Genomic DNA, 13,966 nt, shown 5'->3' on the forward strand with positions numbered 1-13,966 from the left:
AATAAAGTTGTTAATAAATCATTGAAATAAGTGTAAGTAAATAGCTGAAAAAATTCCAAAAAAACGTATCTTGGCACGCTTTGAAACTAATATAATTATTTAAACATAACAACTTATGTCTGAAGGAGAAAAGTTAATTCCTATTAACATTGAAGATGAAATGAAATCAGCTTACATCGATTATTCGATGTCAGTAATTGTATCGAGAGCGCTTCCGGATGTTAGAGATGGCTTGAAACCAGTACATCGAAGAGTTCTTTACGGAATGTATGATTTAGGTGTGACTTCGAGATCTGCCCATAAAAAATCTGCGAGAATTGTAGGAGAGGTTCTGGGTAAGTATCACCCGCACGGAGATACTTCGGTATATGATGCAATGGTGCGTATGGCTCAAGAATGGAGTATGCGTTATTTATTAGTGGATGGTCAAGGTAACTTTGGATCTGTAGATGGAGACAGCCCTGCAGCAATGCGTTATACTGAGGCCAGAATGCGCAAGATTTCTGAAGAAATTATGGCAGATATCGAAAAAGAAACCGTTGATTTTCAATTAAACTTTGACGATACATTATATGAGCCAAAAGTAATGCCTACAAGAGTTCCTACTTTATTAGTAAACGGAGCTACAGGTATTGCAGTAGGTATGGCAACTAACATGCCGCCGCATAACTTAACTGAAGTTATCAATGGTACACTAGCGTACTTAGATAATAATGATATTGAAGTAGACGAATTAATGACACATATTAAAGCTCCAGATTTTCCAACTGGTGGTGTAATATATGGTTATGAAGGAGTTCGTGAAGCTTTTAAAACAGGTAGAGGACGTATTGTAATGCGTGCTAAAGTTGGTTTTGAAGAAGTTGACGGAAGAGAGTCTATTATTGTAACTGAAATACCTTATCAAGTTAACAAAGCCGAGATGATCAAACGTACGGCTGATTTAGTAAACGAGAAAAAGATTGAAGGTATTGCAAATATCCGTGACGAGTCTGATAGAAATGGTATGCGTATCGTTTACATTTTGAAACGTGATGCTACACCAAACGTAGTTTTAAATACCTTATATAAATATACATCATTACAATCTTCTTTCAGTGTAAATAATATTGCATTGGTTAAAGGGCGTCCTCAATTGTTGAATCTAAAAGATATGATTCACTACTTTATTGAGCACCGACATGATGTAGTAGTTAGAAGAACGCAGTTTGAGTTACGCAAAGCAGAAGAAAGAGCTCATATTTTAGAAGGTTTAATTATTGCTTCGGATAATATTGATGAAGTAATTGCAATTATTAGAGGTTCTAAAAATACTGAAGAAGCTCGTGATAAATTAATCGAAAGATTTAGTTTGTCAGATATTCAAGCTCGTGCTATTGTAGAGATGCGTTTACGTCAGTTAACAGGTCTGGAGCAAGATAAATTAAGAGCTGAGTTTGAAGAATTAATGAAATTAATCGAGCATTTGAAAGCTTTATTAGCTGATGTTAATTTAAGAACGAATTTGATTAAAGAAGAATTGGAGGAAATTCGCGATAAATATGGCGATGATCGTCGTTCTCAAATTGAATATTCAGGTGGAGACGTAAGTATCGAGGATTTAATTGCTGACGAAAATGTAGTCATTACAATTTCTCACGCTGGTTATATTAAACGTACAAATCTTACTGAATACAAAACTCAAAATAGAGGTGGAGTTGGGCAAAAAAGCGCAGGAACAAGAGATCAAGATTTCCTTGAGCATATGTTCGTTGCAACAAACCACCAATATATGATGTTCTTTACGCAAAAAGGAAAATGTTTCTGGATGCGTGTTTACGAAATTCCAGAAGGAAGTAAAACAGCTAAAGGAAGAGCAATTCAGAATTTAGTGAATATCGAAAGCGATGATAAAGTAAAAGCTTTCATTTGTACACAAGACTTAAAAGATAAAGATTATATCAATACTCATAATCTTGTAATGGTTACTAAACAAGGACAGGTTAAGAAAACTTCTTTAGAGAAATATTCTAAACCTCGTGCAAATGGTGTTGCCGCTATTACAATTAAAGAAGGAGATGAGTTACTTGAAGCGAAATTAACTGATGGAGAAAGCCAAATTATTTTAGCAGTAAAATCAGGTAAACTAGTTCGTTTCGAAGAAACAAAAACACGTCCGATGGGAAGAACGGCTTCAGGAGTTCGTGGAATTACTTTAAAAGATGAAACTGATGAAGTAATTGGTATGGTTACTGTTGCTAAAAATGATGTAAATGATTCGCAAATTCTTGTTGTAACTGAAAATGGATACGGAAAACGTACCAAATTAGTAGACGAAGATGGTGAAGACGTTTATAGAATTACAAACCGTGGAGGTAAAGGGGTTAAAACTCTTAATATCACTGAGAAAACAGGAAAACTTATCTCAATTAGTGCTGTAACAGATGCGGATGATTTAATGATTATTAATAAATCTGGATTGACGATTAGAATGGCTATTGAGGATTTACGTGTTATGGGACGTGCAACTCAAGGTGTGAGATTGATTAACCTTAAAGGAAAAGATTCTATCGCTGCTGTTACAAAAGTAATGAAAGATGATGTTGAAGAAGTTGTTGTAGACGAAGATGGCAACGTTATTGAGAGTGCAATCGAAAGAGTTAAGCCAGATTTAGAAGTTCTTGAAGACGACGGTGTTGTAGAAGATGACGATGATGATGACTCTGAAGAAGAAATTGAAGACGAAGATGATTCAGATGAAGAAGAATCAGAAGAATAATTATAAACCACTAAAATAAAATTAAATATACAAATTGAACATTATGAAAAGTAAATATGTAATACTTGCATCAGCTCTACTGATTTCAGTAGCTACTTTTGCTCAAAAAGATCAAATTAAAAATGCTGAGAAGGCATTAAAAGGCGGTGATGCTCAAGGAGCGATCACTATATTAAAAGATGCTCAAAACTTGATCGCTAATGCTAAAGATGTTGAGCAGGCTCAGTACTATTTTGTACAAGGGAATGCTTTTTTAGAGTTAGCAAACAAAAAAGTTGAAGAAAGTAAAAACTTATCTGCAGCTGCTGACAGTTATAAAAAATTAATTGAAGTTGAAAAAGCATCTGGAAAACAAAAGTATTCAACTCAGGCTGCAGCATCAATTACGGAAATTAAAGGTAAATTGATTAATTCTGCAATTGCTGATACTCAATCGAACAAAAGTGCTGAAGGGGCTAAAAAATTATATGAAGCGTATTTGTTAGATAAAAACGATACTATCAATTTGTATTATGCAGCTTCGACAGCAGTAAATGCTCAAGATTTTGATACTGCACTTCCAATGTATGAAGAGTTGAAAAAATTAAACTATTCAGGAAAAGGAACTATGTATACTGCAATAAATAAAGCAAGCGGTAGTGATGATGGTTTTAACAATGCAAAAGAAAGAGATTTAGCTGTAAAATTAGGAACTCACGAAAAACCTAAAACAGAAACTATTCCTTCAAAAAGAGGTGAAATTTATAAAAACTTAGCGTTGATTTTAGTTCAAAAAGGACGTACTGAAGATGCTAAGAAAGCGATTTCTGATGCTAGAAAAACAAACCCAGAAGATACTTCTTTGATTTTGACAGAAGCCAACTTATATTTAGAAACTAAAGATTTCGATATGTATAAAAAATTGGTTGGTGAAGCATTAGAAAAAGAACCAAACAATGCTGATTTAGTTTTTAATTTAGGAGTATTAAGCGCAAATGCAAAGAATGCTGCTGATGCTGAGAAATATTACTTAAAAGCTATCGAAATCAATCCTAGTTATACTAATGCATATCTTAACCTTGCTGCATTAAAATTAGAAGCTGAAAGACCAATTATTGATGAAATGAATAAATTGGGAACTTCTGCAAAAGATATGAAACGTTACGATGTTTTAAAAGCGCAAAGAGAGCAAGTTTTCAAAGGAGTAATTCCTTACCTTAAAAAAGCAAACGAGTTAGATCCTAAAAACGAAGATGTTTCTAAAACATTATTAGGAGTTTACAAAGCGTTAGAAATGACTGCTGAAGCAAAAGCTTTAAAAGCTACAATGAACTAATAGCTTTTACCTGTTATATAAAAAAAAACATCAGCCGCGGCTGATGTTTTTTTTATGCTTTGTTTTCAGCTTAATTTACAAGTGCGGCTGAAAGAGTGATTGTTGTGTTTAAGAGTTTAGAAATCGGACAGATTTCTTTTGCTTTTGCGGCTGTTTTTTCAAATTCTTCTACAGAAATTCCAGGAACTTTTCCTTTTAAATCCAAATGAATTAAAGTAATTGAACCATCTTCAAAAGTTACTGTTGCTTCTGTAGATAAATCATCAGCGGTAAAACCAGCTTCGTTAAGTAAAAAACTTAATTGCATCGTAAAACAGCCTGAATGAGCTGCAGCGACTAATTCTTCAGGATTTGTACCAACGCCATCTGCAAATCTTGTCTTAAAAGAGAGTTGTGCTTTGTCTAAAGTTGTGCTTTGTGTACTTATAGTTCCTTTTCCTTCCATACCGGTTCCTTGCCAGTTGGCATTTGCTTTTCTTGTAAATTTCATTTTCTGTCGTTATTAGAATTAATACTAGTGTGGTTACTTTGTTGATTATCAAATATAAACAATATTTTTTAGAACGGTTTTACGAAATTTGATGATAATGTTAAATCTCGGGTTGAAATGAGATTAAGGTTGGGACGAATTTTACCGCAAAGCACGCTAAGATTTTTGTTTTACATTGCGGTTAGAAAAACACAAAGTTCGCAAAGCTTTGTATTGAATAAGCTTTGCGAACTTTGTGTGTTTATAACAAGTTTGCATATAAAAATTTAGCGTGCTTTGCGGTCAAAAAAAACGTTTTAACATAAAAAAGGTGCAACGAATAAATCATTACACCTTTTTTTATTGTTTAAACTTAAAACGTTATTCTTGACCTAAGTTTCTTAATTGTTTCAATTTATCTTTCCAAACATCAAGGCTTTCTTTGTGGATCGCTATATTTTTGCGAACTTCAAGAACAATTGAATTCTCTTTTTTGGCGTTTTTAGTATTGGCAAAAAACTGAATATTATTTTCTAATTGGAAAATTTCATTTTGAACTTCCTCAATTTTACGCATCAAGAAAATCTTTTCATTGTCTAATTTGCGCGTATCATTACTGTCGCTCAATGAATCAATTCGATTAGAAAAACGAATCATTTCAGTTTCTTTTTTGCTTAAACTTAATTTTTCAAAAAGAGCATCAAGGATTTTATTGAATTTTCCTTCAATATGACGTCTTGAAAATGGAACTTTTCCGTAACCTTTCCAGATTTCAATATGTTTTTTAATCGCATCTAAATCAGTTTTGTGATCTCCTGTCAACTGATAAGTACGAAGAATATCTAAGTAGGCTTTTTTGTTGTCAAAAGCAGCAACTTCGTCACCGTTTTCTTCTGATTTATGTTCTTTTAGTTTGTCAAAATAATGATTGCAGGCATCCTTAAATTCTTTCCAGATTTTGTCTGAATATTTTTTAGGAACGTGACCAATCTGTTTCCATTCTTCTTGAATTTGTTTCATGATTGGAGTAGTTGTGTTAAAGTCAACGCTTTCCTGTAATTCTTTAGCTTTAGCAACAAGAGCCATTTTCTTGTTCAAATTGTCGTTTTGATCTTTTTTAATGTCTTTATAAAACGAATTTTTAAATGCATTAAAGTTTCTTACGGCAGTTTTGAATGCAGCCCAAGTTTCTTCATTTACTTCAGATGGTACTTTTCCTGCTGCGAAAAACTCATTTCTAAGTGTTTCAACTTTTTGAATTTGAACCAGCCATTGCGAGTGCGAATTTACTTTCTCTGTTCCTAAAACTTCAATCTTAGCAATGATTTCTTTTTTTGCTTCAAGATTGTTGTGTTCGTTTGCACGCTGACTTTCAAACAAAAGTTCTCTTTTGTCATGAATCTTTTTTGTCAGTTCACTAAACTTGTTCCAGATTGTATCACGGTGTTCTTTAGAAACAGGACCAATATCTTCCTTCCAAAGTCTATGTAAATCTTGTAATTCACGGAAAGCTTTGCTTATATCGCTTTCATTTACAAGTTCTTCAACTCTTGCAATAATTTTTTGTTTTTGCTCTAAATTGTGTTTAAAGTCTAAATCTCTGGCTTCACGATCTAAATGCAGATAATCATAAAAATTTTCTACATGAAAATGGTAGTTGTTCCAAACGTGATTGTATTTATCTTTAGGAATTGCTCCGGCATTTTTCCATCTTTCTCTTAGATCATTAAAGTGTTTAAGAGTGTCTTTTATGTTTTCCTGCGGATTTATCAACTCTTTTAACTCTTCTACAATCGCAAGACGATTGTCTAAGTTTGATTTTAAGTTGCTTTGTAAATGTTTAAAGTGAGCATTTCTTTTCTCTCTAAAAACATTATAATATTCATCAAATTTAGATTTCAAAGGAGAATGATATTCAAACTCTTCGTTTGGATCTTCTTTTGAAGCATTAAATTCTTCTTTTTTCTCTTCTATAAGATGATTGTATTGTAGTAAAAATGATTTCTTTATTTCTTCAATATGGTCTTTTACAGACATTATTTTGTCTATGTTTACCAATTTCTTTAACTCGTCAACAAGGGCGTCCAATGTAAAAGTGTGATAATCCTTCATAGGAATATCATGACGCTCTTTCAGCGTTTCATCTTCACTTTCTTCAGCATTAGAATTTGTGATGGCATCCAGCGCATTTTGATGATCTGTCTCTTCAGTTTCTACATTTTTTTCTTCTTCAACTTCAGTATTCGAAATTGAATTTTCAGATACTGTTTCAGAAACGGGTGTTTCTATAGTATCGTTTTGTGTAGAATCAGTAGTATCGATTTCTAATTTTCCGTCTGCTTCTTGCAGGTTATCATTCTTTTCTTCTAACATTTTAAATGTATAAGGTTTTTACTTTAACAGTGCGAAAGATAGTAAAGGTGTTTCTAAATACAAAATAAATCGTTTGTTTATACGCTATTTTACGATGAAATTCTTATTTAATGAAGATGTTTAGAAATATGATATCTGTTTTTTAGATTTTTTTTTGAAGTAAATTTAAATTGAGAATAGATATTCTTTTAAGAAAAAAGCTTTGAAATTTGCACTTCTATTGAGGAATATTGCTTTTGTTAGTTGAATGGAGAAAGGAGCGACTGTTAAACAATCTTCTAAAGAAAGAGCTTAAAACAAGATTAGCATTCCGACTTCGATACCAAAGTTGTAGGTTTTGTAACCGCCAAATGCAATACTTGGATGAATATACGCCATATCATTTTTAGTAATTTTTCTGCCAAATTCTATAAAAGCATTATTAGGAAAGCCTTTATTTATGGCATTGTATCTAAAAGCGGCGTCGGCAGCAATCCAGTTTTTACCCATAATGTACATAAAGTAGTTTTCGAATGCTGTGGTATTAATGTCATTTCTATTACTGGATCCTGCAAAACTGCTTTGATTTTCTAATGAAGTAATCCATAGAAGTTTATTCGGAATTAGATATTTTCCAAAAAATACTGCAGGAGCAAATATCCATTTTCCAGATCCTAAAGCAGGATCGGCCGCTGAATTTGAAAGTATTCGTGCACGAAAAGCAATTCCGCCATTTTTTTGTTCTAAGTAAGGAATATAGCTTACGCCAACACCAATATCTCCAATCCCGGTTTTATTGATAGAAGAAGTATTGGCGGAAACTAATGGAAGATCAACTCTTAAATTCCAAGCTTTGTTTGCAATTGGATGTAAGAATCGAAGTTCAGTTGTATTAAACGAGCCATTGTCTGTATCTAAATATTCATTAAAAAGTAAAATTGTTTTTAGATAGTAATGATAACGGGCTTCTGAATAAAGGTTTGATGAATTTATGTCGATATCACTAGAGTCCTGTGCCTCTGCAGAAAATGTAATCAAAAAGCATATAAAAAAAAATAGCGGCGATTTTTTCATAACTACTTATTAATGAGTAGTCTAATTTATAAAAAAATACTTTACTATTTTTATTTTATGTGCATATTACTTGTTCCATATTTTCCAAGCTTTTTCTGCCTGAAAAATAAGCATATCGTATCCATTTTTTATTACAGCTCCTCTTTCTTTCGCATTTTTTAAGAATTGAGTTTCTGCCGGATTGTAAATTAAGTCATAAGCAATATGCTTGTCTGTAAAAAACTCGTACGGAAGATCTGGACAAGCTTCTATGTTTGGACTTGTGCCTACTGGTGTACAATTGATGATGATTTTGAAATTATCAAAAGTAGTAGCGTTGATTAAATTATAATCAATGATATTTTCTTTTGCTTCTCTTGAAACAAAAATGTACGGAATATCAAGTTCATCTAGAGCAAAGGCAACGCCTTTTGATGCGCCGCCTGTGCCTAGAATAAGTGCTTTTTTATGATGTGGTTCTAATAAAGGTTTTAACGATTTTTTAAAACCATAATAATCAGTATTGTATCCTTTTAGTTTGCCTTTTTTAGTGAATTTAATTGTGTTTACAGCGCCAATTAGAGCTGCTTTTTTTGAAAGTTTATCTAAAAAGGGAATGACTTGCTCTTTGTAAGGAATTGTTACATTTAGTCCTTTTAAATCAGGATTATTCTTGATTAATCCTTTGAAATGGTCAATTTCAGAAATATCAAAATTTTCATAGGTGTTACCGGCAAAAACTTCATCGTTGAATTTCTCTGTGAAATAACCTTTTGAAAATGAGTAACTAATATTACGACCTAGTAAGCCAAAACGTCTTTTTAAAATACCAATCATTATTGTTTTCTGTGTTTTTCGATATAATTTCTAACTGTTTTTTTTGTCCAAACTACTGGAAATAAATCTTCGATTAAAATATAATTATCGAAGTTTAAGCGTAATCCATTACTTAAATGAAATTTTGCTTTTGTGTTATCCTGAATCATAAAGTACAATCCTGCCAAACGATATTCGATTTCATTTTCTTCTGGAAAATATTCAGAAGCTTGTAATAAGGTTTGTATTGCGCTGTCAAATTCTCCTAAAAACTGAAGAATATCAACCCAAAATAACCAGGTATCTAAAGCATGATCTCCAAATTCGACTGCTTTTCTATAACCAAATTCAGCTTCTTCAAAAAAGTTCATTTGTTTGTTTATAGTTGCATAGCGCTTCCAGTATAAGCGATTTTGATTGTCGATAGCTAAAGCTTTATTGACAAAAAACAACGCTTTTTGAAAGTTCTTTTGGCGAACATAAAAATCTGTAATCGCAATCCATCCTTTATCTAAAAGTGGATCTTCGTGTACAGTTTGATTGTAATATTGTAACGCTTTTATCGAATTTCCAAGTTTTTCGTAGCATTTTCCAATACGTAATAAGGCATAAGAAGTTGCGTCGTCTAATTCGATTGTACGATTATAGCTTTCTATCGCTTCATTGTATTTTTTTAGACGTTCATAAGCTTTGGCTTTTTCCATAAATGCACCTAAAAACTCATCGTCGATTAAGGTTGCATAATCAAAAGCGCGAATTGCATTTTCGTATTCTTTTACTCCGTAATGCAAGCGCCCAAGCTGATGCCAAGCAATTTCGCTGTACGGATTTTTGTTAATGTACTCATTAAGATAGAGAATGGCTTCTTGATTTTGATCTAAAAATTCAAAACAATAAACCACATTGTATAAGGCAGATTGATCTTCTAAGTCTTCTTCAAGACATTTGATAAAGCTGTCTTTTGCCATTTCGAGGTTATCCATAAAAAGATATTCCATTCCAATTAAGTTATACACGTCAGCGTAGTCATCTGTATATTGCAGCGCTATTTTAAGTAATTCTACCGCTTTTTCGTGTTGATCTCTTTTTGAACAAATATTGGCTTTCTGGATATAAATTTCCTCGTTGTTAGGTTCAATCGCATATAACTCGTTTAAAAGCTTTTCAGCGATTTCAAGTTTGTCGTCATAAACCAGCATTTCTACTTGTACTAATTTTAAGCCTGTAGATTTTGGATGTTGGTCTAATGCAAGTTTTAAGGCCTTTTTTGCTAAATTAGCCTTGCCTATGTCTAAATAATGAAGAATGATTTCTTCAAATTCTTCAGAATCAAAAAAGAGTACTTTGTTAGTTTTTAACATCGACTCAAATTTGGATAGGGATAGGTTATAATCTTCTTCTTCGTTGCTTAATTGCATACTTTGTTTTATTTGAAATTAGCCTGTTATAAAATTAGGCAACCATATTATTGATGTGGGAAAGGAAAATTAATTGTTGTGAACAATTTAATTAACAATATGGACAGAATTCCGTTTCTGTTTTTAGTCATAATCTTCTGATAACAAAAAGATTATTTGATTATTATATTTAGTAACTGAGATGTCAAGCAAGTTCCATTTGCTGTTGAAATAAGGCTTAATTTTTAGTTTGTTCCTTTTTCAATATTTCATCCATAACACTTAAAATTATGGCACAGCCTTCCTTTATTTCTTCTTCTGAAATAGTTAATGGCGGTGTTATTCTTATAGCGCATCCTTCAAAGAGCAGCCAGAATAAAATTAGTCCTTTGTCTTGACAGTTTAAAATGACCTGATTGGTTATTTCGGCCGTTTCAGTCATAGCGGCAAGCATTAATCCCTTTCCTCTTACTTCTTTTATCAAAGGATGTACCAAAAGCGATCTAAAGAGTTTTTCTTTCTCTAAAGTTTGCTGCATTAAATTTGTTTCAGTTAATTCCTGCAAAGTAGCAAGACAGGCTGACGCAATGACAGGATGACCTCCAAAAGTAGTAATATGTCCAAGTTTTGGATTTTCGGTTAGAAGATCCATTTTTTCTGCTGAAGCTGTAAAAGCTCCCACAGGCATTCCGCCTCCCATGCCTTTTCCCATTACTACAATATCGGGAATAACGTCGTAGTTTTGAAAGCCAAAAAGTTTTCCGGTTCTTCCAAATCCAGGTTGAATTTCATCTACAATAAACATTGCACCAACTTCATCACAACGCTTGCGTACCTTTTGCAGAAAATTATTCTCAGGCTGAATAAAACCAGCTCCGCCTTGAATAGTTTCTAATAAAATTGCCGCTGTTCTAGTTGTGATTTTTTCTAAATCAGCTTCGTTATTAAAAGTAATAAAATCTACATCAGGAAGTAAAGGGCGAAAAGCTTGTTTGCGCTCTTCAAATCCCATAACGCTCATAGAGCCCATTGTGTTTCCGTGATATGCGTTGTGACAAGAAATAAGCTGGCTTCGTCCAGTTACTCTTTTGGCTAGTTTTAAGGCACCTTCAATTGCTTCTGTACCTGAATTTACTAAATAGGTTTTATTTAAAGATTCAGGAAGCAGAGAAGCCATTAATTTGCAATATTGAACAGCAGGACTTTGCGAGTATTCTCCGTAAACCATTACGTGAGAATATTTGTCTAATTGGTCTTTTATGGCTTGATTGACTCTTGGGTGTTGATGTCCTAATGTACAAGCCGAAACCCCGGCAACAAAGTCTAAATATTTTTTATTACTAGTATCGTAAATATAGGAACCAATGGCATGCGAAACTTCCATTCCTAATGGATATGGAGATGTTTGTGCTTGGTATTTTATAAAATCTGGATTCATTTTTTAAAGGTTCAAAGTAACAAAGGTACTAAGGTTTAAAAGTCTTAAAGCTAATTGTATGTAATCTTTAAAATTAGAGCCTAAATACATTTGATGATTTGTTATATTTTTTCAATAGACTCAATATCTAATACATCACTCAATCGGCTTAAACTTCTTTTGGATAAACGTCTAAATGCTAATTCAATAAAAATAAACCGAATCATTAGGATTTGAACTGTCGTGGCTGTAATTAATATAACAACCAAATTCGGTTCTTGACTAAATAATTGAGCGATAAGACCTGCAATTGGCAGACATAAAATGATGCTTAACAAAATTTGAAAAGTTTTGTTTATCTCTATGCTTACAGTTCCGTTTTTGTTACTAATCTCTCCATTTAAAACACAGAATGCACCTTTTCCAATTTCAGATGAAATTATTCGAAAGCTATTGTTGTTAATAATTCCAAGAAAAGATTTATCTGTAATTTTCGAGCTTAAGCTCTCAGAAATTTGTGTTTTTCTCTTTAAACGTTCAAGAGATTCTACTGGTTCTCCAATTGTTTTGAAGCTGTAATTACTTGTTGGAAATATTTTCATTTTTGTGAACGCTGTGTAAACTTAGAATTTGAGAGCTATCACTTGCTGCTTTTTTTATTTTCTTTGGCAACAGGTTTAGCAGCGGATTTCTTTTTGTCGTAATCTCGTGTCTCTTTCCTGACTTTCATTGGGACATTCTCTTTAGCTTCCTCGTCCTTTCCTTGTTTTACAAGTTTGTCATTCATTTCATTATCCTCGGCAGTAAAAATATCATCTTTTGATTTTATCCTTTCGTCGCCGCGCCAAACGAAACCTCTCAATTTACGTGCATTTTCAGGTAAATCTTCTTCAGGATAAATATCGCCGTCGACCTTGTTAAAGAATGTAATAGTTTCTACCGCGTTATTTTCTAGAATCAAATTAATTTTACTGCTTACATTTTTATTGATCCCAATTAATTCATTGGCGTCATTCCTCATAAAATAGACAACTTCGGTGTTTTTAATAACATCTACATCATGAAGTTTGCCCTCTCTGAATTTTCCAAATAAATTAAGGCCCTTGACTTGATTGTAGCCCGTTCCTAATGTATCTTTTGAGATAAGGAAAGTATTATTGAGGACTTTTAAAGAATCTAGTTTTTTAGTATTATTATCGCCAATTAGGTGCATAATATCACCAGTAATCTGACTGCCTCCATTCCATAAAATTGGATTTCCAATAAGTTTGGTTAAAGCCGTTTTAGAATTAGAATGTATCGAATCACATTTACCACTCATGTCTGTTTTGAAAAAACGTACATTTTTAAAAGCCCTTAAAATACGTTCGCCTTCTTTTCCTGTAACCATCAGTTTTTGACCATGAATATATACAGAGTCATTTTCTACAAAGTTAACCGCAACAGCTCTTTTGGTTACAAACATGGAGTCTTTTAGTTTGTAAACTTCGGCATAATGGCCTTTTACAATACCTCGATTTATAGAATCGGTTATTTTTACATTTCGAGTTGCCGATGCAAATTCGGTATTTCGGTTATAATACAAACTATCACCTTCTATAAGTCGATCATCATATTTTATATACGATTTTCGCAAAAAATGGGCGAGGTTTTTTTTGGTATCATAAAACCCTTTTTCTGTATAAATATAGTTGGCTTTACTAGTTATGGTTGATGGTCCAAGTAAATAGGTGTGTCCCGAATTACTGTAATAATCTAAATGGTTTGATTTTACAACATATTTTGGGTTTGTAAGTGTAACTGCAGTTAAAAACTGAAATTTTTTCTCTGAAACAAAGTACTTTCCTGATTTACTAACTAACGTATTGTCTTTGTTGATGATAGTTCCTTTAGTGTTATAAAAAACTTCTTGAACATTTCGATCAAAATTGATTGCATCTGTTTGTAAAGTTGCATCTGGCGAAGTCATTACAGCGTTTCCTGTTGCAAATGCTTTTTTGATATTTCCGCTGTACTCTGCATATTTACTGTTTAGAAACAAGGTGTCACCTTGAACCAACTGTACATTTCCGAAGGCTTTTAAGTAGTTTTCTTTTTGAAAAAAGTAGGCTTTGTTGCAAGTAAGAACAACACCATCATGATTTACCTTTACATTTCCAGTTAGTAAAATTCCATCAGGTACCAAAACTTGATCAACATCTAAGAAATCAGAATGCTCTATGTTAATTTTTTTTGGCGTCTGAGCAGTTTTTGAAGCTTGTGCAGAAATGAATTGTATGCTTAATAAAAGCAGACAAGATATAAAAAAGAGTAATTTCTTCAAGTGATTAAATTTTTGTCAAATTTATGAAAAAGGTTACAACCTTATATTGTTATTAGCATTAATTTA

At 32.6% G+C, this 13,966-nt stretch carries 10 protein-coding genes; 2 read left to right on the top strand and 8 right to left on the bottom strand.

Features of this window, described 5'->3' with window-relative positions; genetic code table 11:
- Positions 1-115: 115 nt before the first annotated feature.
- Together gyrA and ACHRVL_RS08660 are read left to right on the top strand one after the other, a co-directional pair.
- Entirely contained in the window at positions 116-2,758 is a 2,643-nt protein-coding gene (gene gyrA / locus ACHRVL_RS08655) for a DNA gyrase subunit A (RefSeq protein WP_395411902.1), read from the top strand.
- A gap of 43 nt (positions 2,759-2,801) precedes the next feature.
- On the top strand, positions 2,802-4,073 hold the full coding sequence (locus tag ACHRVL_RS08660) for a tetratricopeptide repeat protein (protein WP_395411905.1): 1,272 nt from the start codon (positions 2,802-2,804) through the stop codon (positions 4,071-4,073).
- Between the two features lie 70 nt (positions 4,074-4,143).
- On the opposite strand, the gene ACHRVL_RS08665 is transcribed toward ACHRVL_RS08660, so the two are convergent.
- The 8 genes from ACHRVL_RS08665 to ACHRVL_RS08700 form a co-directional block, all read right to left on the bottom strand.
- Positions 4,144-4,563 carry an OsmC family protein gene (locus ACHRVL_RS08665; protein ID WP_395411907.1) on the bottom strand — a complete coding sequence of 140 codons (420 nt, stop codon included), beginning with the start codon at positions 4,561-4,563 and terminating at the stop codon, positions 4,144-4,146.
- 360 nt (positions 4,564-4,923) lie between these two features.
- On the bottom strand, positions 4,924-6,915 hold the full coding sequence (locus ACHRVL_RS08670; RefSeq protein WP_395411910.1) for a DUF349 domain-containing protein: 1,992 nt from the start codon (positions 6,913-6,915) through the stop codon (positions 4,924-4,926).
- Between the two features lie 291 nt (positions 6,916-7,206).
- Complete coding sequence (locus ACHRVL_RS08675) at positions 7,207-7,932, bottom strand: lipid A phosphoethanolamine transferase (protein ID WP_395411912.1); 726 nt, start codon at positions 7,930-7,932, stop codon at positions 7,207-7,209.
- A 102-nt stretch (positions 7,933-8,034) separates the two neighbouring features.
- Positions 8,035-8,784 carry a shikimate dehydrogenase gene (locus ACHRVL_RS08680; protein ID WP_089052323.1) on the bottom strand — a complete coding sequence of 250 codons (750 nt, stop codon included), beginning with the start codon at positions 8,782-8,784 and terminating at the stop codon, positions 8,035-8,037.
- Positions 8,784-10,181, bottom strand: coding sequence for a tetratricopeptide repeat protein (locus ACHRVL_RS08685; RefSeq protein ID WP_089052322.1), 1,398 nt, complete (start codon positions 10,179-10,181; stop codon positions 8,784-8,786). Before ACHRVL_RS08685 ends, ACHRVL_RS08680 begins: the two co-directional genes overlap by 1 nt.
- A gap of 217 nt (positions 10,182-10,398) precedes the next feature.
- Positions 10,399-11,598 (bottom strand): aspartate aminotransferase family protein, encoded by a 1,200-nt coding sequence (locus ACHRVL_RS08690; protein WP_395411914.1) that lies wholly within the window; start codon positions 11,596-11,598, stop codon positions 10,399-10,401.
- Between the two features lie 101 nt (positions 11,599-11,699).
- The gene (locus tag ACHRVL_RS08695; protein WP_395411916.1) at positions 11,700-12,179 is read right to left on the bottom strand and encodes a hypothetical protein; all 480 of its coding nucleotides are present in this window, start codon (positions 12,177-12,179) and stop codon (positions 11,700-11,702) included.
- A 38-nt stretch (positions 12,180-12,217) separates the two neighbouring features.
- Entirely contained in the window at positions 12,218-13,900 is a 1,683-nt protein-coding gene (locus ACHRVL_RS08700; RefSeq protein ID WP_395411919.1) for an OstA-like protein, read from the bottom strand.
- Positions 13,901-13,966: the final 66 nt, after the last annotated feature.

Source organism: Flavobacterium sp. FlaQc-28, assembly GCF_044007415.1.
Taxonomy (GTDB): Bacteria; Bacteroidota; Bacteroidia; order Flavobacteriales; family Flavobacteriaceae; genus Flavobacterium.